Source organism: Clostridium sp. C105KSO13, assembly GCF_001517425.1.
In the GTDB taxonomy this organism is placed as follows: domain Bacteria; phylum Bacillota; class Clostridia; order Lachnospirales; family Lachnospiraceae; genus Muricomes.
Genome location: NZ_FBWL01000153.1, coordinates 1 through 26657 on the forward strand (window position 1 = coordinate 1; position 26657 = coordinate 26657).

Annotated in this window: 20 protein-coding genes; 13 read left to right on the forward strand and 7 right to left on the reverse strand. The window is 43.0% G+C overall.

Features of this window, described 5'->3' with window-relative positions; genetic code table 11:
- Positions 1 to 114 precede the first annotated feature (114 nt).
- Positions 115 to 444 (reverse strand): helix-turn-helix transcriptional regulator, encoded by a 330-nt coding sequence (locus BN3456_RS04180; protein ID WP_176699092.1) that lies wholly within the window; start codon positions 442 to 444, stop codon positions 115 to 117.
- A 407-nt stretch (positions 445 to 851) separates the two neighbouring features.
- On the opposite strand from BN3456_RS04180, the gene BN3456_RS04185 reads away from it, so the two are divergent.
- Both BN3456_RS04185 and BN3456_RS04190 read left to right on the forward strand, forming a co-directional pair.
- The gene (locus BN3456_RS04185; RefSeq protein ID WP_089982886.1) at positions 852 to 1304 is read left to right on the forward strand and encodes a sigma-70 family RNA polymerase sigma factor; all 453 of its coding nucleotides are present in this window, start codon (positions 852 to 854) and stop codon (positions 1302 to 1304) included.
- The gene (locus tag BN3456_RS04190; protein ID WP_089982887.1) at positions 1294 to 1482 is read left to right on the forward strand and encodes a helix-turn-helix domain-containing protein; all 189 of its coding nucleotides are present in this window, start codon (positions 1294 to 1296) and stop codon (positions 1480 to 1482) included. The genes BN3456_RS04185 and BN3456_RS04190 overlap by 11 nt, the downstream gene beginning before the upstream one ends.
- A 148-nt stretch (positions 1483 to 1630) precedes the next feature.
- On the opposite strand, the gene BN3456_RS04195 is transcribed toward BN3456_RS04190, so the two are convergent.
- Complete coding sequence (locus BN3456_RS04195; protein WP_089982888.1) at positions 1631 to 2608, reverse strand: AraC family transcriptional regulator; 978 nt, start codon at positions 2606 to 2608, stop codon at positions 1631 to 1633.
- Positions 2609 to 2749: 141 nt separating this feature from the next.
- Here BN3456_RS04195 and rhaB point away from each other — a divergent pair, with 141 nt between their 5' ends.
- The 4 genes from rhaB (at position 2750) to BN3456_RS04215 (ending at position 7290) form a co-directional block, all read left to right on the forward strand.
- Positions 2750 to 4195 carry a rhamnulokinase gene (rhaB, locus tag BN3456_RS04200; protein ID WP_089982889.1) on the forward strand — a complete coding sequence of 482 codons (1446 nt, stop codon included), beginning with the start codon at positions 2750 to 2752 and terminating at the stop codon, positions 4193 to 4195.
- Positions 4173 to 5438, forward strand: a complete 1266-nt coding sequence (locus tag BN3456_RS04205; RefSeq protein WP_089982890.1) for an L-rhamnose isomerase — start codon at positions 4173 to 4175, stop codon at positions 5436 to 5438. The genes rhaB and BN3456_RS04205 overlap by 23 nt, the downstream gene beginning before the upstream one ends.
- Before the next feature lie 19 nt (positions 5439 to 5457).
- Complete coding sequence (gene rhaD, locus BN3456_RS04210; protein ID WP_089982891.1) at positions 5458 to 6282, forward strand: rhamnulose-1-phosphate aldolase; 825 nt, start codon at positions 5458 to 5460, stop codon at positions 6280 to 6282.
- A gap of 189 nt (positions 6283 to 6471) precedes the next feature.
- On the forward strand, positions 6472 to 7290 hold the full coding sequence (locus BN3456_RS04215) for an SDR family NAD(P)-dependent oxidoreductase (protein ID WP_242862797.1): 819 nt from the start codon (positions 6472 to 6474) through the stop codon (positions 7288 to 7290).
- A 3-nt stretch (positions 7291 to 7293) separates the two neighbouring features.
- Here BN3456_RS04215 and BN3456_RS04220 read toward each other — a convergent pair whose 3' ends face one another.
- The 4 genes from BN3456_RS04220 to BN3456_RS04235 form a co-directional block, all read right to left on the reverse strand.
- Positions 7294 to 7851, reverse strand: coding sequence for a TetR/AcrR family transcriptional regulator (locus tag BN3456_RS04220; protein ID WP_089982892.1), 558 nt, complete (start codon positions 7849 to 7851; stop codon positions 7294 to 7296).
- A gap of 86 nt (positions 7852 to 7937) precedes the next feature.
- Positions 7938 to 10139 (reverse strand): glycoside hydrolase family 2 protein, encoded by a 2202-nt coding sequence (locus BN3456_RS04225; protein ID WP_089982893.1) that lies wholly within the window; start codon positions 10137 to 10139, stop codon positions 7938 to 7940.
- A gap of 2 nt (positions 10140 to 10141) precedes the next feature.
- Positions 10142 to 11623: an MFS transporter gene (locus BN3456_RS04230; RefSeq protein WP_089982894.1), complete on the reverse strand. Its 1482-nt coding sequence runs from the start codon at positions 11621 to 11623 to the stop codon at positions 10142 to 10144.
- A 172-nt stretch (positions 11624 to 11795) separates the two neighbouring features.
- A complete protein-coding gene (locus BN3456_RS04235; protein WP_089982895.1) occupies positions 11796 to 13007 on the reverse strand; it encodes a helix-turn-helix transcriptional regulator in 1212 nt (403 codons plus the stop codon).
- 186 nt (positions 13008 to 13193) lie between these two features.
- Between BN3456_RS04235 and BN3456_RS04240 the strand changes: the two genes are divergently transcribed.
- Together BN3456_RS04240 and BN3456_RS04245 are read left to right on the forward strand one after the other, a co-directional pair.
- Positions 13194 to 14603, forward strand: a complete 1410-nt coding sequence (locus tag BN3456_RS04240; RefSeq protein ID WP_089982896.1) for an MATE family efflux transporter — start codon at positions 13194 to 13196, stop codon at positions 14601 to 14603.
- The gene (locus BN3456_RS04245) at positions 14566 to 17106 is read left to right on the forward strand and encodes a glycoside hydrolase family 3 protein (protein WP_176699093.1); all 2541 of its coding nucleotides are present in this window, start codon (positions 14566 to 14568) and stop codon (positions 17104 to 17106) included. The genes BN3456_RS04240 and BN3456_RS04245 overlap by 38 nt, the downstream gene beginning before the upstream one ends.
- On the opposite strand, the gene BN3456_RS04250 is transcribed toward BN3456_RS04245, so the two are convergent.
- Positions 17103 to 17330 (reverse strand): hypothetical protein, encoded by a 228-nt coding sequence (locus BN3456_RS04250; RefSeq protein ID WP_089982897.1) that lies wholly within the window; start codon positions 17328 to 17330, stop codon positions 17103 to 17105. The genes BN3456_RS04245 and BN3456_RS04250 overlap by 4 nt on opposite strands.
- A gap of 214 nt (positions 17331 to 17544) precedes the next feature.
- On the opposite strand from BN3456_RS04250, the gene BN3456_RS04255 reads away from it, so the two are divergent.
- From BN3456_RS04255 to BN3456_RS04275, 5 genes are read left to right on the forward strand one after another with little or no spacing between them, the layout of a single operon-like run.
- A complete protein-coding gene (locus BN3456_RS04255) occupies positions 17545 to 19983 on the forward strand; it encodes a glycoside hydrolase family 2 TIM barrel-domain containing protein (protein ID WP_089982898.1) in 2439 nt (812 codons plus the stop codon).
- Between the two features lie 35 nt (positions 19984 to 20018).
- Positions 20019 to 20867 carry a sugar phosphate isomerase/epimerase family protein gene (locus BN3456_RS04260; RefSeq protein WP_089982937.1) on the forward strand — a complete coding sequence of 283 codons (849 nt, stop codon included), beginning with the start codon at positions 20019 to 20021 and terminating at the stop codon, positions 20865 to 20867.
- Between the two features lie 49 nt (positions 20868 to 20916).
- A complete protein-coding gene (locus BN3456_RS04265; RefSeq protein ID WP_089982899.1) occupies positions 20917 to 22230 on the forward strand; it encodes a glycoside hydrolase family 1 protein in 1314 nt (437 codons plus the stop codon).
- Positions 22231 to 22268: 38 nt separating this feature from the next.
- A complete protein-coding gene (locus BN3456_RS04270) occupies positions 22269 to 24107 on the forward strand; it encodes a family 43 glycosylhydrolase (RefSeq protein ID WP_089982900.1) in 1839 nt (612 codons plus the stop codon).
- Positions 24104 to 26644 carry a family 78 glycoside hydrolase catalytic domain gene (locus BN3456_RS04275; RefSeq protein ID WP_089982901.1) on the forward strand — a complete coding sequence of 847 codons (2541 nt, stop codon included), beginning with the start codon at positions 24104 to 24106 and terminating at the stop codon, positions 26642 to 26644. Before BN3456_RS04270 ends, BN3456_RS04275 begins: the two co-directional genes overlap by 4 nt.
- Positions 26645 to 26657: the final 13 nt, after the last annotated feature.

Genomic DNA, 26657 nt, shown 5'->3' on the forward strand with positions numbered 1-26657 from the left:
AATTTGTCTTAATTGCTCCTTTGCAATAGCCATAATAATAGGCTCCTCTCTGATAAGAATATTCATATTTAATTCTTACCAGATTGGAACCATTTATTACCAAAGACACAAAATTTATGACACTACCAAAGCGGACAATAGCCCGCGCAGCGTACATAATGCTACGTGTTTTGATTCAGGAGAGCATTGACTGAGTTCTGACATAATCTGATGCATTGTGGCATCATCATCCAGAGGCTCCTCCTTGATAATCGCATCAATGGAGATATTCAAGAAGGTGGCAAGGGCACATAAAGTATCAAATTGGGGATTTCCTTTGTAATTTTCAATATCGCAGACCGTCCGCAGGGATATCTTAGCCTGCTCCGCTAATGCGTTTTGGGATAGGTTTCGGCGCTGCCGTTCAGTTTTGACTATATCGCCCAGAAGTTTTTTGGCTATCATTCGTATCACCTCACTTAATGCCTATATTTTACCTTAGATTTGCATTAAGTGAAATGTGTTAAGGCGCGTGATGATATGTAAGATAATACATGTTCTTTTTTTACTATAACAGAAATGATGAGGGCCAGTACTTGATTAGGAAAAAAAGGATTGGGCAAATGACAAACCTGTTAAAAAAATCTTTTTCATTTTAAGGATAAAGTGCCCTAAACAATATGCGTTATATGCGTTACCTATACCTCATATATGTAATAAAGAAATATTATTAATTGGTTTAGTCGAACTGGTTCAAAACTGGTTCGGCTTTCTTTTTTGTCGAAAAATAGCAAATCCTGTTATAACTTGTTGCCGCTCACCTCCATCACAGTATTTCAGACACCGGAAAATTTGAAATACTGGAGGATAAAATGAGCGAAAAAAATACATATACAGGGTCAAAAGTACAGAATCACTTCACGGCATACCTATTGGAATTCATCCGTGGAAGAAGAAGGAGCTATCTGGATAAAAAAATCAAGCAAAGCGAAGCAGAACATGCGGTTGAAGATATGAATTTGCTTGATTCAGGCATATCCTTTGATGAACTTATTGAAATGCAGGCAAAGGAAACAATGTTGATGAAGGAAGCGGATGGGACATTCCCCAGATGGGAAGAAATGACAGACCAGCGCCTTGTAAAAGCAATGATGATACTTCGGGAAGAGGAACTGCGTTTCATCTATCAACATGTGTTTGAAGAAAGGTCATTTGAGGAAATGAGCCGGATGAACAACCTTTCTGTGGATCGTGCAAAGGGAATATATTACTATGCAATCCGTAAAATACGTAAAGTGATGGGAGAAAAAAGGGATGAATTTTGAAGAGATTTTATACCGTGCGCAGCAAGGTGATGAGACGGCTATTAATCAGATCGTGGAGATGTATCGCCCTTTGCTGATTAAAAGCGCTTTGGTGAATGGCAGATTCGATGAAGACCTATTTCAGGAACTGGTGGTTGAAACCCTGAAATGCATACAGTACTACAGGGAAAGAAAGTAAGATTTACAAGTGGGGATAGCTGACTCATAGCTGTCCCCTGATTAATTCGTAATTTTTTATTTAATTTGTACTCAGATTGTTATTACTTTTATTGTTGGAACGGAGTACAAATAAGGAGTTTAGATGGTACCCGACGGCTTGCCATTTCCTAAAAAGAAGTGAAAGCTTGTTCCTTGCGAAATTCTTTTGGAGTTTTCCCATAAATTTCCCTAAACTTAATATGAAAAAAACTGCTATTTTCATAACCTATCGAATGAAGGATAGATTCAGTGGATAAGGATGTTTTTGAAAGAAGATAAGCAGCCTGTTCCATTTTCTGCCGGATAAGTAATTCTTTAAAATTAAAACCGGTATATTTTTTTAAGAGACGGCTTAAAGTATAGGTTGGCAAATTGAGAGTAGAAGATAGTTCTTCGAGAGTTCCGGTTTTGTAGTTGCTTCTTACATATTTTAATGAAGAAAATATAATCTTCTGTTCATAAGTTTCAGTAGTATTTTGATACAACACATCTGCATATTCCAATAAATTGAGAAACAAGAGTCCCATGGTGACTTGGTTTATGGTATTTTGGTATGTATCTTTGTTTATAATTGTCCAAATCATATTCTCCAGTAAATTTTGTATAGGTAAAATGTTTTCAGTTCTAAAATATAAATAATCACAATCATTGCTGGAGGAAGAAAGTGTGGATATCAAAAACTCAAATAAAATATTTTGGTTATCCATGAATTTCATCACATACTGAAAAAATTCAGGCAAAATAATAAAATTAACAGCAATATCATGTTCAGAAGCAGGAAAAATCTCATGATAAGCGTTCTGGTTCATAAAAAGTAAATCTCCGGTCTTTAGCGGCAACTCTTTCGAACCATTGATAATATGCCGTGTCTGCCCCTTGCACATATACACCATTTCTACATAGTTATGCCGATGCCTTGGAAAATGTATAAAGCGGGTATGGGGGCGTATCTCGATGAGTTTTCCTTTTTTTAAAAGCTTATTACTGTCAACGATAAACCGATCTTCTGATGTATAAAGACTTTTCTGAACGCTATCTTTTCCTATCAGTATTTTTTGTTCTTCATCTGTAATAACTCTTAATTGTTGGAGCAGTTCCTGATTCATTTTGTCTTTCCCCTTTCACCTGCTTTTAGTTATTATATCATAGATCTGCAAATAACGTCCTGATTTTTAGTTTGATACGTCCTAAAAAATATAAGATATAAATGATAGTATGGATATAAGAACTGGAGAGGAGTTGAGAATATGAAATGCTTTCTTGCCATAGATATCGGGGCTTCAAGCGGGAGACATATCATTGGCTTTTTGAGGGACGGCAAGCTTAGACTACAGGAAGTGTACCGTTTTGAAAATGGAATGAAACATGAAAATAAGGACGCTTTTTTATACTGGGATGTCGATAAGCTGTTTGAAGAAATTATAAATGGAATGGCCGCTTGTAAAGAAGCAGGATTTCAGCCAGAGAGTATGGGAATCGATACATGGGGAGTGGATTTTATACTCCTAAATAAAAAAGGAGAACGTATAGGAGAAGCTGTAGCGTACCGGGACACTCGTACCGATAAGATGGATCAGCTGGTCTATCAGAGGATATCTGAGGTGGAGTTATACCAAAGGACAGGAATACAAAAACAAAAGTTTAACACAATCTATCAATTGATGGCGCTGAAAGAAAAACAACCGGAAGTGTTAGAACAAGCGGAAAGTTTCCTGATGATTCCGGACTATTTCCATTATATGTTGACCGGAGAACTGGCAAATGAATATACCAATGCAACTACGACACAGCTTATAAACCCAATTACGAAAGAATGGAATTGGGAGATAATCCGGAAGCTTGAGTATCCGGAAAGGATATTCCAAAGCATCAGAAAGCCAGGAACAGTTTTAGGAATGTTGAAAACAAAAATTGCAGAAAAAGTTGGATTTACATGTCGTGTTGTGTTACCGGCAACTCATGACACTGGTTCGGCCGTGTTAGCGCTACCTTGTCAGGAAGAAAGAGCAATGTATATCAGTTCCGGCACATGGTCGTTGATGGGATGTGAACGAAAGGAAGCAATGTGCAGCGAGCAAAGCAGGAAGTTAAATTTTACCAGCGAAGGCGGTTATGAATATCGTTATCGTTTCCTGAAAAATATCATGGGTCTTTGGATGATTCAGTCCATTCGACACGAATATCAGGATTGCTATTCCTTTGCCCAAATCTGCAGTATGGCGGAAGATAAAAAGACCTTTCCATCCAGAGTAAATGTCGATGCGGCAGAATTTCTGGCACCAAAGAATATGACAGAAGCAGTAAAGGAGTATTGCCGCAGGACGGGACAGCAAGTTCCGCACGATCTGGGAGAACTTGCCGCAGTAGTTTATCAGAGTCTGGCAGTATGTTATGGAAAGACGGCGGAAGAAATCGAGGAACTTACCGGAGAGAGATTTGAAACTCTATATGTGATTGGCGGAGGTGCAAATGCGGACTATCTTAATCAGCTGACCGCCGACCATACGGGAAAGACAGTGATTGCCGGACCTGCAGAAGCAACGGCATTGGGGAATATTGTAGCGCAAATGTTGGAGAACAGAATATTTGTGGATATTCAAGAAGCAAGAAAAACAATTGCAAAATCTTTTGCACTAAAAAAATTTTATTCAAAGAAAGGAGTTCATTCATATGATGACCCAGGAAAGATATGAATCAGCTAAAAAAAATTATGCAGAAATAGGGGTAGACACGGACGCTGCGATAAAGAAATTGAAAGAGATTCCGGTTTCCCTGCACTGCTGGCAGGGAGACGATGTGACCGGTTTTGATCATGAAGGTCCGCTGACCGGAGGAATCCAGACGACAGGAAATTACCCGGGGAAGGCAAGAACACCGGAAGAGCTTTTGGCAGATATAGACAAAGCTCTCAGCCTAATGCCCGGAAAGAAGAAGATTAATGTACATGCGTGCTATGCAATCTTTGAAGATGGGGAATTTGCAGATCGCAATAAATTGGAACCGAAACATTTTCGAAAATGGGTGGACTTTGCAAAGGAGCGGGGAATGGGTTTGGACTTTAATCCCACCTTCTTTTCCCATGAAAAGGTGAAAGATGGACTGACACTTTCAAGTCCGGATGAGGAAATAAGAAAATTTTGGGTTGAACATGGAAAGGCATGTGTTCGGATTTCTCAATATTTTGCCGAGCAAACAGGATATCCCTGTATCATGAATATCTGGACGGGGGATGGATTTAAGGATATCCCTGCTGACCGTATGGGGCCGAGAATGCGATATAAGGATTCCATAGACCAGATTCTTTCCGAAAAATATGATTTTAATCTTGTAAAACCATGTGTTGAATCTAAGGTTTTCGGAATCGGAGTAGAGGCCTATACATCAGGAAGTGCAGAATTTGCACTATGTTATGCCGCTATGAATAAAGATAAATGCATTCCGCTTATGGATAACGGACATTACCATCCTACAGAAATGGTATCGGATAAGATTCCTGCCCTGTTGACATTTTTTCCGGAAATCGCACTTCATGTGACCCGTCCGATTCGGTGGGATTCCGACCATGTGGTTCTATTTGATGATGAAACAAGGGAAATTGCAAAAGAGATTGTGAAATGTGGTGGTCTGGATGGAAGAATTAAACTGGCATTGGATTATTTTGATGCGAGTATTAATAGAATTTCTGCATGGGCAGTTGGATTTCGGAATTTTCAGAAGGCCTTGTTGTTTGCATTGTTGATTCCCAACAAAAAGTTTAAAAAACTTCAGGATGAAAACCGTATGACAGAGCTTATGGTGAGGCAGGAGGAAGTAAAAACACTACCATTTGGAAGCGTTTGGGATCGATATTGCGAAGAATGTGGAGTGCAGACAGACGGAACCTGGTTTGACGAAATAGTGAAATATGAACAAAAAGTTCTTTTAGAAAGAAAGTAGTAGAAGAGGAGAATCAGAGATGCAGGTATTAGATGCAAAATTTGTGCAGAGTTTCATTCGTATGTGCAATGACGGATGGGAACAAGGATGGCATGAAAGAAACGGAGGAAATTTGTCTTACCGTATCAAAAATGAAGAAATCTTGTCTTTAAAGGATGAATTTTCTTACACAGGAGAATGGATTGAAATTGGAACAAAGGTTCCGGGGGTGGCAAATGAATATTTCATGGTGACAGGAAGCGGGAAATATTTCCGTAATGTTATTCTTGAACCCAAAGACAGCATTTGCATTATTGAAGTTGATGAGAAGGGAGAACATTATCGTATTCTCTGGGGATTGGAAAATGGGGGAAGACCCACAAGCGAGCTGCCCAGTCATTTGATGAATCATGAGATAAAAAAAGAGGTATCCGGTGGCACACACAGGGTAATTTATCATGCGCACACAACGAATACTATTGTACTTACGTTTGTACTACCTCTTAAGGATGAAGTATTTACAAGAGAACTTTGGGAAATGGCAACGGAATGTCCGGTCGTATTCCCCGCAGGTATCGGGGTTGTGCCTTGGATGGTTCCGGGTGGTCGAGACATTGCAGTGGCTACAAGCAAGCTGATGAGACAGTATGACGTTGTAATCTGGGCACATCATGGCATGTTCTGTTCCGGGGAAGATTTTGATCTGACCTTTGGATTAATGCATACGGTGGAAAAATCAGCAGAGATTCTTGTAAAGATGTTATCCATAAGAGCAGACAAACTGCAGACCATTACATCTCAAAATTTTAGAAGTCTTGCCAAGGACTTTCATGTTTCACTTCCAGAAAGATTTCTTTATGATTAGAAACGAAATCAGATACGGTGTTGCTTCCTGTAAGAAAGGGGAGTGATACCGTATTTTATTCACCAAAATATCACCATGTGTTGATTATATAACATATGCTGATATTTTGATGATTGAGATATTTTTCGCCCCACCATATAATGATGATGGAGACAAGAAACAATCATTACGACAGAGTGAGGAGAAGAAATGAATACGATGACAACTACGTTTGAATCAGTAAAAGGAAAAGTTGCAATTGTAACAGGCGCAAGCCGGGGAATTGGAAAATCTATCGCCGAGATTTACGGAGCCAACGGAATGAAGGTGGTATGTGCAGCAAGAAATGAGAAGCAAGGACAGGCAGTAGCAGACAAAATCTGTGAAAATGGCGGCGAAGCCATTTTTGTACAGACAGACTGCAGCGATGCAAAACAGATGGAAAACCTCGTCGCTACGACAGTATCTCACTATAGGAGATTAGATGGTATTGTAAATAATGCGGGAATTGGTCAGGGTGGTACCCCGTTACATGAATATGAGGTAGAAGATTATGAGAATATCTTTGACCTGAACAGCAGAGGAGTATTTGCAGGGATGAAATATGCGGCAGAGGCGATTCTTCGCTCTCACAGTGACAGGGGATTCTTGATTAATGTTGCTTCTATTGCAGGAATAATGCCGCAGCGGGGTCAGTCTCTGTATACGGCCACGAAATTTGGTGTAGTGGGAATGACAAAAGTGGCAGCACTTGATTATGCACCGTATCATATCACTGTAAATGCAATTTGTCCGGGATACACCAAAACAAGTATATTTGGAGACGCGCCGGAACAGGCAATGGCGTTCTTTGCGAAGGACTGCCCTTCAGGCCGGATGGGAGAACCGGAGGAGTGTGCATATCTTGCACTGTTTTTGGCAAGCGATATGGCACGTTATATTACCGGTGCCGCCATTCCTGTTGACGGAGCGCTTTCAGCCGGCAGTAAAAATGTTTCGCAGTGGAAACATCCTGAAATTCTGGAATGATAATTATAGTTTTGCAGATAATATAAGTTTATTCAAAAAGTCTATTTTTTCGGCAATGACTGCAGGTGCTTCTTTAGCACCTGTTTTCAGCCAGTGTTCGATTAACATCGTTGTACCGCCTGCCAGATAACTATATGCATATTGTTTGTTTGGATTATTGATATAGTTTGCATCATCGGAAGGAAGATGCGAAATAGCATACTGAGAACAGCATTCAGCCAGTTTGCTAAGAAAATCTTTATTCAAAGAATTTGTCGCAAGTGATTCAATCAGGTCCTGATAACTCAGGAGGGAGGTCAGCAATGTAATAAGTACAGGAACATTTCCTTTCTTCATAGAATCCAGTAACAATAATTCCAGTTGGTTCAAAGCGGCCTCTTCCAGCTTTTTCATAAGATCATAGATATCTTCATAGTGCTTATAGAAAGTTCCACGGTTAATATCTGCCTTTTCACAGATTTCCTTAACAGTGATTTTGCTGATTGGTTTTTCTTTTAATAAATCTAAAAATACACTCTGGATGATATGTATCGTGTATCGGGAGCGGGCATCCGTTTTCATTCGTTTTCTCCTCCAAAAAATCCCATCAAAGTATCAAATATATTCACATTTACTTGATGCTTTGACGGGAGTTTTTATAATATCTGCTATTTTTTTATTCCTTGCAAAACTCGGTTGAGCTGTTTGATGCTTTCATCATCGGCGCCGCCTTGTTTCAGGAGATTGATTAACGTCATGCGTCCCATCATTCTCTGGAGCGCCGGGTTATCTTTTACAGCATCGGCAACATCGCCGCGCTCGGAAGCGCCCTGTGCCATCATCCGGTCGATGATTGCGCCTGCCTGGGGATTTTCACGGATATCTGCCAGTCGGTCATTGATGGAAAAGCAGTCGGGATCAAGGTCATCTGCGTCAAACCAGTTTGTGACAGGAGCACGTTGGACAAACATGTAGTCGGGATTCGCTTCTGCAACTTTTCGGATATGGATACTGTCTTCACAGGAATCAGCAGTCGCTTTGATGGTATGATTTCCTGTAATAGGCACTTGAAAGTTAAAGATGGTTTTGCCGGAAACAGTGGCAAATTCGGTTCCATCTACAAAAAGAGTGACCTCCGGCTGGTTTGAATATACTTTAATCTCCGTTGTATCTTCGGTCCGGTCCACGTAGCGGCTGCCACATATGTGAACAAAGTTTTCTGTCTTATTCCATGCGGCTTTGTACAGATAGAAGGCATCTTTTTTCACCTTTCTGTCTATGGTAACAAGACCTTTCTGGTTTTCCCCATGTTTGCCGCCCTCGTCGCGCCCATCGGCTGCGAAATCGAAGAGATTCCACACGTGGGTTGCCCACAGATAAGGGCGTTTCTCAATCATCTGAAGCATGTGCTCATGATATACAGCCTGATAACTTTCTGTGTAATCTCCCTTTTCAGGGGCGCTGGATTGATACTGCGGGTTTGCATCTGCGCCATATTCAGAAAAGCCGATTACCCTGTCTGGATATTTCTCGTGATACTCATCAAAGAATTCATCATTTTGTTCCAATTCGCCTAAATACCAGCCAAAATATAAGTTATAACTGTTGATATCCGGAATCCCTAGGATGGGGCTGTCTGTTTCCAGCATAAATACATTAGCCATGGTAGTAGGACGGGTAGAATCAAGTTTATGGCATAAGTCATTTAACAGTTTGTGATTTTCCAATAAATCGTCATTTACAGGGCTTGCAGCTGTAATCTCGTTGGACAAGCCCCAGGTTACGATAGAAGGGTGGTTATAATTTTGTATCACCAATTCTTTCATCTGTGACAAAGTATTTGCCCGGGCATCTGCCATGTGCTTAGTAATGTAGGGAATTTCAGCCCAGAGAATCAACCCGTTCTCATCACAGAGGTCATAAAATTCCTGTGTATGCTGGTAATGGGCAAGCCGCAGAGTCGTTGCTCCCAGCTCCAGAATGATATCCATGTCTTTTTTGTGATGCTCCATTGTAAGGGCATTCCCGGCATCTTTAAAATCCTGATGGCGGGAAACACCGCGCAGGGGATAGGAGCGTCCGTTTAAGAAAAATCCTTCCTGCGGGTCTATATGAAACTCACGGCATCCAAAGCGTGTATGAACTTTATCGCCACTTTCTAAAGAAGCTTCGGCAGTGTAAAGATATGGGTCATTTAATCCGTCCCATAAATGCACATTCTCAATTACAAATACCGCCTGTGCATGCTTCCAAGCGGAGGATACCGTTTGTGTCTGGCCAGCCACAGTGAATGTTACCGGAGCCTCGGCTGAAACCCATGCTTCAGCAGTAACAACAGCCCTGTGATTATCCAAATCGACTTGTGGAGTCACCTTAATTCCCGGCGTACCCCAGTAGTCTAATTCAAAATGTACTGTCGGAACAACGATCAGGTTTACCATGCGGTAAAGTCCGCCATAAAAGGTAAAATCTGCTTTCTGTGGGTAACAGGTGGTGTTGTCTTCGTTATTCAGTGCGGCAACCACGGTGTTTTCCTCTGATAAAACATCCGTGATATTCACACGAAAGGTGGAATATCCTCCCTCGTGATGTGCAAGCAATTGACCGTTTACATAGATATCAGCAATCATGGCAGCGCCTAAAAACTCCAGATAAACCTGTTCACCTGCGCTTAATTCAGGTTTGCGTAATTTTTTTACATAATAGCAGGTGCCTCTATGGTAGTCGTTTCCTCCATCCTGGCCGTCAACGGCATTCCAGGTATGAGGAAGCGCTATTGTATCTCCGGGAATAGAAGCGGCGGCAAGTGCATCATTTGCCGATTTTACAAAAGTCCAATCGTCTTTCAGATGTGTTATTTGTCTGGCCATGATTATTCTGCCTCACTTTCTGCCGGTACTGCATTTTTCTTTTCTTCGATACGTCTCTGAACTTCTACCATATCTTCCTTGCTTAAATGACAGAAATGCATGGCTGCCAGAGTACAAATCCAGCCAAGAATTGGAAGACCGAACATAATAATCGTTGTAGTCCAGAAAATAGCCGGGGTAGAAGCATCTGTTGGCTGGGGCATCGTAGAAGTATAGCCAATCAATGCAACAGCGCCTGTGGCAATCAAAGCGGAGAAAGAGGATACAATTTTATCGATAAAACTGTATATGCCCGTAACCACTGCCGGAACATAACGGCCGCTGCGGTCCTGCTCATAGTCGATGATATCTGCCATAAAAGCGGAACCCGCGGTGGTTACGCACATATTGGCGCCGTTTTTCGCCAAGGTCAAAACAACATAAAGAATCATACAGATACCGGCACTTGCGATTTTTTTCGGATCAATCACGATTAAAAATCCCCACATGACCACACTGATAACGATACAGATACGACTCCAGGTTATAATTGTACTTTGGCTTCCGAATTTTCCTGCATATTTTGCACCTGCAATCGCAAAGAGAATAGAGGGCAGCATGCCGATAACACTGAGAATCGTTGCAAGTCCCATGTTGCCTATCAGTATACCATTCATCATGGTCACGATAACTGCCTGGGATGTTGTCTGCTGTGCAATCTTGTCAGATGCGGCAGAGATGACGTAGCACTGCAGAGGACGGTTATGTTTTAGAATCTCAGCCATATCTTTGACCTTTAGCTTTTCTTTCTTAGCTGCCACTCCGCGGAAGTTTTCCGGCTTATCATATTCTGATACACCGATACATACAAGAAGAACACCGATTGCAGCGATAAGCAGACATACCTTGCAGGCAGCGCCCAGGAATTCCAGATTGTAGTCTCCGCCGAATCTGGGGAGAAGGACAGTATTTAATACAATACTGAGAACCATGGGAATGACATAGTTTAATGCTGTGGACCATACGCTGATAGTCGGGCGCTGTTTCGGGTCATTACTGATCAGCGGACTAATAGTCATCGCTGTCATGTTGGCGATTGTATAACCAATAACATAGATTATGTAGAATAAAGTAAAGCCAATAATGCCAAGACCTTTTCCAGGTCCCCAGACGAACATTGCCATGAGAGCCAGAGCCTCGATGATAAAACCTGTGACGAGCAGGATACGGATTTTCCCAAATCGTGTATTTACTCTGTCATAAATAAATGCAAGAATTGGATCCGTAATACCGTCCAAAATCCGCGTCCAGGTGAGAACAACGCCTACGACTGCTGTGGCAACGCCGAATCCAAGACTGGCGCTGTAACTTGCCAGTCCGATAAGCGAGTAGACGCCCATCCCGACAAAGGCGTTACATGCAATCAGGATAATCTGCCAAAGTTTTGCGCGGCGATATTGTACACCATCGATTTCGCTCTGCGTGAGCTTTTGTTTTTTTGCCATGATAAATAAATCCTCCGTTTTCTTTGTGTATATTTGCATAAAGCAGTTAATGAAATCACTATATCGGAAGTTTTATTTACAGGTGGTATAGTAATTCATAAAAATGTACAAAAATTCGTGAGAATAGAGGGAAATATAAAAAAACAAAACATCATAAAGAAAAACAGAACAATTATATTCTGTGATTTTGTGAACGGTATTCACTTGGAGACATACCCACAAGTTTTTGAAAACAGGTATAAAAGTAACTCCGGTTGCTAAAAGAAAGGTTGTCGCTAATGGTCTGGATATTTTCCGTCGTTCCCGACAAAAGCAATTTTGCCTGATCGATTTTTTCCTTCAATATGTAATCGTTAATGCTTGTGCCCGTCTCTTGTTTGAATTTGTGAGAAAAATAATACTCGGAGTATCCGCTTTGTTTGGCAAGGACGGCAATTGACAGGGATTCTGTTATATGAGATTTGATATAGGCGCATGCGTTTCGTATAGGTGCGGAAGTTTGCGATTCTTCTTTTGATTTCCGTACACGGTATACATAATCCGCGAGCATGGACTCGTTTAGTTTCTGCATTTCAGACATAGAGTTACATTCTTCTATTTTGGATGCGTAGAAATCGTTCAGGTCATAGGAGATTGAGGGCGCAAGACCGCCCCGGATGCAGGCTCTTGAGCAGAGCGTCAGCAATACAAGGGTATTATTTTTATGACGGCGCAAAGAATCCCTTGAATCGGTTTTCATACCGGAACTTAAGGAGGCAGACTTTGCCAGAGCTTCTTTGTAGTTTGGATCACCGTCAGCTATCATCTTAAACAGCCGCTCTTCCGCATACCAGATGCCTGCATGTTCAAAAGAAGAGGCGGGGGAATCCTTTTTCTGCGTTGCAGGAACAATGCTTTGATATGTTATGTCATTGGTAGATATCTTCGCATTCGTTAAACAGTAGTGCAGCATGACCGCATACTGATTGATAATATTGGTTGGGACGGTTGGGATACGCTCAAATAACTTAAAAACCATGGAACGGAGTTTTACAGTCAGGTCATACTCGTCCAGATGCTTGCGAAGAAGCATCTGTGAATCGCGGCCACTGTAGATTGGGCCAATTAAATAAAAATTTTCCAAAAGAGAGCCATTGTAAACAAATCCTGCAATCCATAACAGATTCCCGGTGGCTTCCAAAATGAGGGGCGTCTTTTTGCCCGAAGCAATATGTTCCTCCACTAATTTAGAAAGACCTGTGTATGACAGGAAATTACCGGAAAAGATACTTTCAGTCCAATTTGTATGTACCATATTCATATCCTTATCATAGGACCATATGTACAGGTCATAGCTGCAATTAATTAATTCCATAAAAAATGATATTTTATCAGGTGTGTTCATAGAAGCCCTCCTCTGTCGATGAACAGTTTTATGCTGTGGTTTTAAAATTCGCTAAAATGTTAAAAAATCACTGGAAAAGATTATTTACTGTAATTATAACACACTTTATTGAATTTTTGAACGCATTTTAAAATGTTTTCAAATAGAATATATATCATAAAACGAAGACAATAAAGAGGAGCCAGCATGAACGACAAAACATTGAAGAGTCAGGAATTATTTCAAAACAAACCGGTGTGGACAGCCATTTTCTCTATGGCAATACCGTCTTGTATTACCATTCTGGTGATGTTTTTTTACAATATGGCGGATATGTTCTTTATCGGACAGTTGGGAGATACCGCACAGGTTGCTGCAATATCTATTGTAAGTCCGGTGTTCTCTCTGGCAACAGCGGCGGCCACAATGCTTGGAATCGGCGGATGCTCTGTAATCGCGAAAGCGGCAGGAGCAGGAGAAATCGAGGATGCTAAAACATATGCCAGCTTATGCTTTTATGCAGCAGCCATATTAGGGGGTATTTGTACGATTGTAATGCTGGCTGCATCCAATTCAGTTCTGGGACTGCTTGGAGCCAATGCGGAGATTTTTGTATATGCAAAAAATTACATGCAGATTCTTGCGTTTGGTGCACCGATGATGCTTCTGTCTACGACACTTGCATCTTTACTAAGGGCGGACGGCGCAATCAAAGAAGGCTTAATCGGAAATATGACCGGCACCATACTCAATATCATATTAGACCCCATCTTTATACTGGCTCTTGGATGGGGAGTAAAGGGAGCTGCTGTTGCGACACTTCTTGGAAATGCCGTCAGCACCATCTATTATGTGATTTACATACTGAAAAAAGGACAGACCCTAAGTCTGAAACCGTTGTATGCAATTCGTAAACCAAAATCCTTACTGCACATTATCGCGGTGGGTATGCCAAATGGAATCTCCAGTATTTTGAGTGGATTTGCAGCAACTTTTTCCAATAATCTTCTGGTTTTATATGGAACCAACGCTGTTGCATCCATGGCGGCAGCCGGAAAAACAACCATGATTATATCCATGATTCAGATGGGAATCTGTATGGGAGTGCAGCCCATGCTGGCTTATAATTACGGTGCACGCAATGTATCAAGGCTGAAAGAAGTGTTAAAGGATTTGAGCATTTTGACGGTCATTATTGGATTTGTGGCGGCAGCCGGATGTATTCTGGCGAGAAATACATTGATAGGGATGTTTTTAAAGGACGCTGCTGCGGCCGGGATGGGAAAACAGTTGGTAATTTATCTTGTCCTGGCAAGCCCGGTCATTGGATTTTATTATCTTGGAACAAATTTTCTGCAGGCTGCGGGGAACGCAGTGGCAGCAACCGTCATTTCCCTGCTCAGACAAGGATTGCTGTTAATTCCGTTTTTATTTCTCATGAATCATCTAATGGGATTTCTGGGGATTGCATTGGCACATCCTTTGGCAGACGGCATAGCGACGGCTGCTGCAGTCGCGGTAATGTACAGACAATACAAAGTATTAAAAACAACTATAATAAAACGTGAGGAGAAAAATTATGAGAAGAATCCAGACACAGGAAAAGCAGAAATTTGAAGAAGAACACATAAAACAGTCACGAGAGATGGCCGCAGAATGCGTGGTGCTGTTAAAAAGTGACGGTACGCTGCCGCTTACAAAAACAGGAAAAATAGCCGCATTTGGGAGCGGGGTAAGGAGGACGATAAAGGGCGGAACCGGCTCAGGTGATGTGAATGTCCGACATTTTGTGACGGTGGAAGAAGGATTGGAGAATGCCGGATTTGCAATTACCTCCAAATCATGGCTGGATGGCTATGATCAGATAATGGCAGATGCAAGAACAAAGTTTATACAGGAGATTAAGGACAGAGCAAAGGAAATAGGGGCGAGTCCATTGATATATTCCATGGGTAAAGTGATGGAAGAACCGGAGTATGAACTTCCGCTCACAGCAGAGGGAGATACCGCGATTTATGTTCTGGCAAGGAATTCCGGTGAAGGGGCAGACAGAAAGAATGAGCGGGGAGATGTCAAATTAACAGAGACGGAAAAGAGAGACATAGAGATTCTGAATGAAAGGTATGCGCATTTCGTCTTGGTTTTAAATGTTGGCGGTATGGTGGACCTTTCCGAGATAGCAGATGTGAAAAATGTATTGCTGCTGGGGCAGTTGGGAACCGTTACCGGAGATGTGCTGGCTGATTTGCTGCTGGGGAAAAGCTACCCGTCCGGTAAATTGACCATGACATGGGCGCCGGTCACAGATTATCCTTCCACGGACGGATTTGGCGAAATGGACGCCACTTGTTATAGAGAAGGGATTTATGTTGGATATCGCTTTTTTGATACAGAGGGTGTGGAGCCTGTGTATGCCTTTGGATATGGTCTGGGATATACAACATTTCGAATAGAGACGAAGAATTTCACAGCAGATGAGAAGCAGGTTTCCGTCACCGTTGCAGTGAAAAATGTAGGAAATTATGTTGGAAAAGAAGTAGTCCAGGTCTATTATTGTGCCCCACAGGGAAAGCTGGGGAAAGCATATCAGGAATTGGCAGGTTTTGCGAAGACAAAAGAGTTAAAACCGCAGGAAGAACAGGAGCTGACTATCACATTTCCGACGATAGACATGGCTTCGTATGATACAAAGTCTGCGGCATATAAACTGGAGGCGGGAGAGTATGTAATCCGCGTTGGCAGCAGTTCAAGGGACACAGAAGTATGCGGAATCATCAGTCTGGATGATGAGATCATGACGCTTCGGGTGAAAAACATCTGTCCGGGCGATGAATCGGAATATGACAGAGACAGGGAGGCTGCCTGTGTATCGGAGGAGAAAATAAGTGAAAATATACCCAGAGTTGTGATTTCTTCCGAAAAGATGGAGCTGAAAAAGGTTTCTTATTCCTCAGAACCGCAGGAACTTGCAAAAGGGGAGAGCTGCAGTTGGGAAGATGTTGTGACTGGCAGGAAAAGAATAGAGGAATTTGTCGCCGGATTAAGTGAAGAAGAATTGGTCTATTTATGTCTGGGGGCATACGAGCCGGCGGCTAATGGCATGTCCATAATCGGAAATGCATCCTTCTCTATTGCAGGTGCAGCAGGCGAGACAACCAAGCGGCTGCAGCATCTGGGGGTTGATACCATGACGATGGCTGATGGCCCGGCAGGTATCCGGCTGAGTACAGCATATCAGGTGCTTGAAAATAAAGTCATAAGTAAAAATAATTCTTTTACCGGATATATGGATTTTATGGAGCCGGAGGAAATGAAAGCGATGGCGGCATTGATGCCTAAAGTAACAACGGAGGAAAAAGAAGCTCCGACGTACTATCAATACTGTATTGCAATCCCAATTGGGACAGCACTTGCGCAGAGCTGGAATACAGAGGTGTGCAGACAGTATGGAGATATGGTAGGAGAAGAGATGGAGTTGTTTGGGGTTAACCTATGGCTGGCGCCGGCGGTGAATATTATGCGCTCCCCCTTGTGCGGACGCAATTTTGAATATTATTCGGAAGACCCGTTTCTCAGTGGATGCATTGGAGCCGGAGTAATAGAAGGAGTTCAGAAGCATCCGGGATGTGGAACAACAATTAAGCATTTTGTATGTAATAATCAGGAGACAAATCGATATGCCTCAAATAGTGTTGTCAGTGAACGTGCGCTGAGAGAAATTTATCTGAAAGCATTTGAGGTGGCTATAAAGAAATGTCCACCATACGCGGTGATGAGTTCATACAATCTAGTTAATGGCGAGCACACTTGCAGCAGCAAAGACCTGCTGACGCATGTACTGCGTGATGAATGGAAGTATGAAGGACTTGTAATGACAGACTGGTATGTTACGAGCAAAGATATGCATCAAATGACGAACAGTAGAAAGAACAAATATGACAGGGCATCAGCATCGGGATGTGTTAAGGCAGGAAATGCACTTACAATGCCGGGAGCAGAAAGTGACAGAGAGGATATCATGAACGCGCTGCACTCAAAGGAGGAGGGAACCCTGACAAAATCAGAACTTCAGATAGCAGCCGGACAAGTTCTGCAGGCTATATTAAGGAGCCGCAGCTAATGTAAGAACTCCTTCAGTACTTCATAGTCATTTTCATCTTCACACTGTATCTTACCGCCATAGAGGAGCGCTGGCTGATGCCTGAGGGAGACGAAGATAAACTGGCATAAGGTGCTTTGCATCGCCAGTATATCTCCTTCCGAAGTTTCAAAAGTGACTTTGGAGTTACATTCTTTTGTTTTTTTTAAGAAATCTTCAAGATTACAATGCTCTTTTAACTGCATAGAAAATTCCGCCTTTCGTTTGATTTTCATATCATAACATACGGGGCAGACGCTGGACAATAAACTATTCGGGAAAAAGTATAAATTTTCCGCATGATTTTTAAAAACACGAAATAAAAAACATATTAACGAAAATGGACACGCATTAAAAAGAAATTTATTTTATACTAGTACAAACAATGAAGGAAGTCAACGCACAGGAGGTTGCCGGATTATGAAAAAACAGAGTTTGAATGAAACATGGAGCTTTGAGGTGGGAGATGGCGGAAGTCTCAGCAGAGTGACAGGGGAACACACAACGCTGAAAACAGTGAATCTTCCCCATGATGCATCTATTGAGATGGAGAGAAACCCTGAAGAACCAAATGGACCGGGTAACGGTTTTTTTCATGAGGATAATTATATATATAAGAAATCCGTTTTTTTCGATGAATCAGAGAAGGAGAAAGATATTTTTATTGAGTTCGAAGGCGTGTACTGCAATGCTTTTGTCTATGTAAATGAAGCGTATGCAGGGAAATGTCCTTATGGATATACCGATTTCTTTTTAAATATCACAAATTATATTCGCTTTGGAGCGGAGAATGTCATCAAGGTTCTGGTGCGCAATGGGATTCCAAGTGCAAGATGGTACACCGGCGGTGGAATCTATCGGGATGTGAACTTAATGGTTGCGGATAAGATGCATTTTGCGCCGGAGGGGATGCGTCTTGCAACGGTACAGGCGGACGAGGAACTGGCAGTAATCCGGGTACAGGCAGATATTGAATACCATGGATGCGGTGTGAGAGAAATACAGTATTGTGTTGACATTATTGATGCCGGCGGGAACAGGGCAGCAACAGCCAGTATGCCCATTACTGTTACGGAACAAAGCCGTAAGAGCTATCAGCAAAGATTATATCTGGAGAACCCCCAATTATGGGACGATACGAATCCCGTACTTTACAGGTATCATGCATATTTAAAAGAAAATGAACAAGTGCTGGATGAAGAAGAGGGAACTTTTGGTATACGTACGATGCAGCTGGATCCAAAGCATGGTCTGCGCATCAACGGAAAAAAAATAAAACTTCGAGGCGGATGCATTCACCACGATAATGGAATCCTTGGTTCAAAAGAATTCAGGCATGCAGCAGAAAGGCGGATAGCTGCGTTGAAGGCGGCGGGATACAATGCAATCCGGAGCGCCCATAATCCAATCAGTAAAAGGCTTCTGGATGCCTGTGACCGCTATGGCATATATGTGATAGATGAATATACCGACAGCTGGACATCCACAAAAGTAACCTTTGATTACGGCGTTCATATTACAGAATGGTGGGAGCAGGATTTGACCAGTCTGGTAAATAAAGATTATAACCATCCGTCTGTCATCATGTATTCCATTGGAAATGAGATTCCGGAAACGGGGAATAAGTTCAATGCCCAATTTGGTAAGAAGCTGGCGGATAAGATTCGTTCCATGGATGATACCCGTTATGTCATAAACTGTATGAACCTGCTTTTAAGTGGAATGGATATGCTGATGCAGATGGCAGGACAGTCACAGGGCAGTCAGCCAGAGACCGGCGGCGAGATTAATACCATGATGAATGACTACAGCCAGATGATGAAGATGATTATCAAAAGTCCTCAGATTGGGCAGGTGATTGCAGAAGCGGCTGCTCAGGTAGACATTGTGGGATATAATTACGCCGCAGGCCGTTATGAAATGGACGGTGAGTTGTGTCCCAACCGCATCATTGTGGGTTCGGAGACGAACCCGGGAGATTTGGATACAAACTGGGAGCTTGTAGAAAAACTGCCCTATGTCATCGGAGATTTTGGCTGGGCAGCATGGGATTATCTGGGAGAGAATGGAATAGGCGGTGTTTCTTATGGTGAAGCAGGGGGGAAAATGATGTATGCTCCCTACCCTTATCGTGCAGCCTATTGCGGTGATATCAACCTGATTGGAATCCGCAGACCTACGTCTTATTGGAGAGAGATTATCTGGGGATTGAGAACAAAGCCATATATTGCAGTTTGTCCGCCAAAACACCACGGTGAGAAGCGTAATCTTTCCCAGTGGAGTATGACAGATTCTATACGGAGCTGGACTTGGGAAGGATATGAACAGCAGCCTGTGACAGTAGAGGTATATACACTGGCAGAAGAGGCGGCATTATATGTAAACGGGAAACTTATTGCACGCAAAAAGGTTGGGGAAGAGAAAAAAGCAGTAGTTACATTTGAGGCAGTTTATGAGCCCGGAGAGATTAGGGTAATCACATATAACAGCGGCAGAGAAGCAGAATCAGACAGTATTGTCACTGCAAACGGCAGAATCCTTACGGCAGAGGCCGACTGCACCGAACTTCCGGCAGATGGAAGTGATATTAGCTTTGTAGAGGTTTCCATCCGGGACAAGGAAGGCAATCTGAACCCGGACGGAAGCCAGCAGGTACATATATCTATAGAAGGGCCTGGGGAGATAGCAGGTTTCGGCAGTGCAGCGCCAAGCAGTGAGGAAAACTTTTTCGACAGGGTGGCTGCCACTTATGAAGGCAGATTACTGGCGGCAATCCGTGCAACAGGTGAAGGAAGTATAACGGTTATACTCACAACCGATGGTGGAGAGGAAGCCAGAGTTATGATTCGGGCAGTATAGGCAGAATGTATCTGAAAGAAAGAGGATGGAATCGTATGGCAAAAAAAGCAGTTCAGCAGATTATGCTTGGAACAGTCACGAAAAATGAGGCACAGGCGCTGGAGACATTAAAACAAATAAAGGCGGCAGGTTATGATGGAATTGAATTGAATGGGTTTATGATACGCCCCACTTCATTCCTTGTCAGAATCATGACCAAAGCGGGCGGAATGCCGGTTGGAAAAGGCGGACGCTTTGACTGGAAGAAATTACTTGATGAGGCTGGTCTTTGCTGCGTAAGCATTCATGAAGATTTGGGCACGATTCAGAGAGAACCGGAGACGGTCATTGCAGAAGCAGAAAAATTTGGAACAGACAAAATTGTGATTACAGGAATGTATCGTTTTGATTATTCGGACAAAGCGGCAGTTGGGAAACTGACAGAGGATTTGAATCATTCCGGGGAACTACTTAAGAATTCAGGAATACAGCTTTTATACCATAACCACAACTGCGAATTCCGAAAAGTGGCACCGGGGAAAACAGCATACGATATGATAATAGAAGAGACAAATCCGAAATATGTGAACTTTGAGCTGGATTCTTACTGGCCCACGGAAGCGGGAGTATCGGCAATCACTCTTATGAAAAAACTGGGAGGGCGGATGAAGCTCTATCATATTAATGACCGGGGAACAAAGGTAAGCGGGCCGTCCATGACACCGATTCTCAAATCCGACAGTATGGAACTGGGATACGGGAATATGAATCTGGAAGAGTTGATAAAACAGGCATTGGATGTGGACGTGGATGCAGTCATCCTTGAAAGCCATAAGAACTGGGCGGAGAAATCACCGGTGAAATCACTGCAGCTTAGCGCAGAATTTTTAAAAAAATATATGTAACAGCATAAAAGACAGCAATTAATTTATCAGTAGAAAAAGGAGACGGATTATGGGTAAATTTGGAAATGGATTTTTAATGGGGGCCGCAACTGCCGCACATCAGGTGGAAGGAAACAATAAGAACAGTGACTACTGGACAATGGAGCATATGAAATATACTTCTTTTGCAGAACCCTCACTGGATGCAGTGGATCATTATAACCGCTATGAAGAAGATATTAAAATGATGGCAGAAGCAGGACTGAATGCATATCGTTTTTCTATTGAATGGGCAAGAATTGAGCCCAGAAAAGGTGAATTTGACGAGAATGAGGTCGAACATTACCGTAAAGTATTGGAATGCTGTAAGAATCATGGAATTGAGCCGGTTGTTACGTTACTGCATTTCACTTCGCCAAAATGGCTGATTGATGAGGGCGGCTGGGAAAATGAAGAGACAATCGGATTATTTGCAAATTACTGTAAATATGTGGTAGAAAAATTGGGTTCCTATATGCATTATGTATGTACAATCAATGAAGCAAATATGGGGCTCCAGATTGCGGCCATTTCTGCAAGGTATCAAGCACAGATGATGGCGAAGATGCAGCAGGGGGCAGCATCAAGCGCCGGCGAAGAGGCGGCTAAGAGTACAGAAGGAACCGTGCAGGTTGGCCTGAATATGCAGAAGATGATGGAAAACATGCAGAAACAGGCACAGGAAAATACGGAAGTATTCGGTACAGCAACACCACAGGTATTTGTAAGCGGCAGAACCCCGGAAGGTGATATTCTAGTAATGAAAGCCCATCAGGCCGCAAAAAAAGCAATCAAGGAGATTCATCCTGAACTTCAGGTGGGAGTCACACTTTCCCTTCATGATATCCAGGCGAAAGAGGGCGGTGAAAAACGGGCGGAAGAGGAATGGAACGAAGAGTTTTTACACTATCTGCCTTACATAAAAGAAGATGATTTCTTTGGACTTCAGAACTATACACGTTCCATCATCGATGAGAATGGAATTTGTGCCACGCCGGAGAATGCAAAACTGACACAGATGGACTACGAAATCTATCCCCAGGCATTGGAAGCGTGTATCCGTAGAGTTTACAAAGAATTGAAGATGCCGATTATGGTAACGGAAAACGGTATTGCAGTCGATGATGATACCGTGCGTGTGGATTTTATTAATAAGGCCACAGACGGCGTGGCGAATTGTATCGCAGACGGTATTCCGGTAACCGGATATATGTACTGGTCACTGATGGATAACTTTGAGTGGCAGAAAGGGTATTCCATGACCTTTGGTCTGATTGCCGTTGACAGAACTACGCAGAAGAGAACTGCAAAACCAAGTCTGAAATATTTGGGGAGTCTGTTATAAGCAAAAGAGACTAATTTTACATAGAAAGGAAGCCACATATGAAATATTATTGTAATCCAATTAATGTACCATACCGTTATCAATTTAATATGGATCCGCGCTCTCAGGGGAGGCTTCAAATCGACCGGGAGGCAGCCGATCCATCCATGATTCAGTTTAAAGGGAAATATTACATTTTTGCATCCATGAATCTGAGCGTCTGGATGTCGGAAGATATGGTGAACTGGGAATCATATGCCCTTCCAGAGAATCTTCCTCTTTATGATTATGCGCCTGATGTAAGAGTATGCGGAGACTATGTGTATTTCAGCGCATCAAGAAAGGGAGAAATCTGCAATTATTACCGGACCAAAGATATTATCAGGGGACCCTATGAGGAGATTCAGGGGAGTTTTGATTTTTGGGATCCTAATTTGTTTTTTGATGAAGACGGAAAAATCTATTTTTACTGGGGCTGTTCCAATGTTACCCCGGTATGGGGCGTGGAGCTGGAATCTGAGACTATGCTTCCAAAGACTGAGAGGAAAGTTGTAATAGAGGGGAATCCCTATGAGAGAGGATATGAGCGGATGGGGATTGACCATTGTGAGTTTCCCCGCAGTGAGGAAGAGGTGGAGATGATGTTTCAGGGATTCCTGAAACAAAGTAATATGACAGAGGAACAGCTTCCGAAAGTGTATGCACCGCAGATCAGAGGGATGTTTACAAGAATGCCTTTTATTGAAGGACCGTGGATGGATAAGTATGAGGGAAGATATTATCTTCAGTATGCATGTCCGGGAACCGAGTATAATACTTACGCTGACGGTGTATATGTGTCTGATTCACCCCTTGGCCCATTCGTGCTGGCAGCAAACAATCCATTTTCCTATCATCCGGGTGGATTTATGCCGGGAGCAGGTCACGGCTCCACCATGTGGGATAAAGAAGAAAATCTGTGGCACACTTCCACAATGAGAATCAGCGTGAACCATCAGTTTGAACGCCGGGTGGGAATCTGGCCGTCTGGATTTGACAAAGACGGTGAACTGTTCTGTAATCAGAATTATGGAGACTGGCCCATAGCAGTAGAGGAAGGAAAGATGGACCCATGGAGCGAACCAAAATGGTATCTTCTGAGTTATGCAAAACCAGCCAGAGCATCTTCCACAGCAGAAGGAAAGGGGGCAGACAAAGCAGTAAATGAAGACGCACAAAACTGGTGGAGAGCCGCAGGCTCTAAACCCGGGGAATGGATAGAAGTTGATTTGGAAAAGGTGATGGATGTGAGAGCAGTGCAGATTAACTTTGCAGATGATGACCTTCCCATTTCATCACCGGGAGAGATCAAAGGCACTGCCACACAGCCCCGGTACATCGAGGAAAGAAATCTGCGGACCAGATGGAAACTGGAGGGTTCACTGGATGGAAAAGAGTATTTCGTAATAGAAGACAAATCAAAGGTTGAGACAGACTTGCCCCATGATTTTATCGTGCGTGAAAATGGCCTGCAGGTTCGTTATGTGCGGCTTACTGTCATTGAGATTCCATATGGAGTGGAGCCCTGTATTTCCGGCCTTCGTATCTTTGGAATTGGGACGGGAGAAAAACCGGATGTGCCTGTGTTTGAGGTGAGCAGAAGCGAGGATGAACTGGATTTGCTGGTGGTTGTCGAGGGGGTGAGAGATGCCATTGGTTATAACATTTGCTGGGGTCATGAGAAAGAGAAACTCTATCACAGTTACCAGATATACCGCAGTGTCAGGGACGTGGAAACGGGATGTGATGCCAGGATAAACAAGCGAATCGGGGCGCTGGTAAAGGGTCGGAATTACTTTATCCGCGTTGACGCATACAATGAAAACGGAATCACAAAAGGAAAGGTTATCAGATTATGAAAGCAGTTAATTTGAAGACGGAGCACATGAAAAATCCTATGGGCATAGACATTACAGAACCACATCTGTCATGGATATGTGCGGATGGACAAAAACAAAGCGCATATGAAGTTGAGGCGTCAAGCGGCGGAGTCTCTGTGTGGAAAAGCGGAAAAGTGTGTACGAACCAGATGCACGCCACATATGGAGCTGTTTTGAAAAGCAGGCAAAATGTCATATGGAAGGTGCGTCTCTGGGATGAAAACGATGAGGCAGGCGCGTGGAGCGAACCGGCGATGTTTGAGATGGGACTTCTTGAGGAAGCTGATTTTCATGCAAAATGGATTAATCCGGAATTAGAGTGTGATCCGGCCGTTCATAAACCGGCGAGTTATTTAAAAACATCCTTTGAAGCAGGCAAAGTGTCTGATGCAAGACTTTATATTACCTGCCATGGTCTTTATGAGGCATATATAAATGGAGAAAGGGTGGGAAACTTTGTCCTTGCACCGGGAACAAGCTCCTATGATAAATCGCTGCCCTATCAGACATACGATGTGACAGGGCTTTTAAAAGAAGGAAAGAATGAGGTTATGGTAATCCTCGGGGATGGCTGGTATCGAAGCTGTTCCGGTGTGGATGGCGACCGAAATCTATACGGGGAGGACATTGCACTTTACTTTCAGCTGGAGGCCGATGGTGAGGTTATCTGTATTTCAGATGAGAACTGGCTGGCCTCACAGAAGGGTCCTCTCCGGGAAAACGATATGCAGCAGGGAGAGACTTATGATGCGCGGATGGAAGATTTAACGGAATTTCATCCGGTGAAAACAGAAACATTCGGTGTGAAAAATTTTGTATGTTCTAACAGCCTTCCCATTGTAGAACAGGAGAGATTCGAAGGGAAGATTATACAGACGCCAAACGGAGAAACGATTATTGATTACGGACAGAATCTGGCCGGATATGTGGAATTTACGGTTCAGGCTCACAAAGGAGCGAAAATCGTCCTGACACACGGGGAGACGCTGGATGAAAACGGCAACTTTACAGCAGAGAACTTTCAGGACCGCAAGCGGCATAAAGAAGGCGGAACAGAGCAGAAAGTAACATGCATTTGCAAAGAGGGTAGGAATCATTATAAGTCCCGCTTTACAATCTGGGGCTTTCGGTATGCCAAAGTTGAGACAGAGATAGATTTGATAGACGCCAGTTTTACTTCTATCGCAGTTTATTCGGATATGGAGCAGACGGGTACCTTTGAGTGTTCGGATGCGGCTGTAAATCAACTGGTGCAGAACAGTATCTGGAGTCAGAAATCCAACTTCTGCGATGTGCCAACAGACTGCCCCACGAGAGAGCGGGCAGCGTGGACGGGAGATATGGGAGTATTTGCAGAGACCGGGTTATTCCTTGCGGACTGCTATCCGGTGATTCGCAGATGGCTTGGGGAATGCCGGCTGAATCAGTATGAGGACGGAAAAGTCTCCAATATTGCGCCGAAAAACAACAGACCAAGTTTCTTTTCCAGGATGCTGGCAGGTTCTGTGGGCTGGGGAGATGCCTCCATTATTGTTCCTTATATGATGTATAAACGGACAGGAGATATCCGCATATTGGAAGAAAATTATGACATGATGCAGAAGTGGTATCGGTTTCTGGAGAGCCGGGCAAAACAGAAGCCGCTGAATCCGGTTAAACGGTTAAAAAAGAATCCGCACAGAAACTATACTATTGAGACAGGTGTAGACTATGGGGAATGGTGTGAGCCGGATGTGGAGAGCACCATGGCTATGCGCACCCCGCAGGGGAAAGTTGCAACGGCTTATTTTGCATATTCAGGAAAACTTCTTTCTGAAATAGCTGAGATAATCGGGAAAAAAGAGGATGCAGAAAATTACCGCGAAATTGCAGCAAATGCAAAGAGAGCATTCAAGCATATTGCCACAGAGGACGGAAAAATCCATTCGGATAGGCAGGCAGAGTATGTGCGGGCCATCGCATTTGATTTATTGAGTGAAGAGGAGAAAGAACAGGCGGCAGCAGAGCTGAATCAGTTGGTTGTCCATAACGGATATCATCTGAACACGGGATTTTTGTCTACCCCCTTGCTCTGCCCCATATTGGCGGAGTATGGATATCTCGAAACCGCATACAAACTACTGTTGCAGGATACGATGCCAAGCTGGCTGTATGCAGTAAAAAAAGAGGCAACGACCATCTGGGAAAGATGGGATGGAATTGACGAAAGCGGCAAACCGAAGGCTTCTTTGAATCACTATTCTTATGGAGCCATCTGTGGCTGGCTGTTTCAGGGTGTGTGCGGAATTCATCTGGAAGAAAATAAAATTACCATTCATCCAATGCCGCACAAACTGATGCAGTATGCAAAAGCATCTTATCAATCACCGGTAGGAGAGATTGCAAGCGGCTGGAGATACGAAGGAGAGACACTGATTTTCCATATTCGGATTCCGCCAAATACAGAGGCCAGAGTAGTTTTGCCAAACGGAAAAACAGAGATTCTTTGTGCCGGAAATCATACACTGTCAATTTAAAAAATAAAAGAAA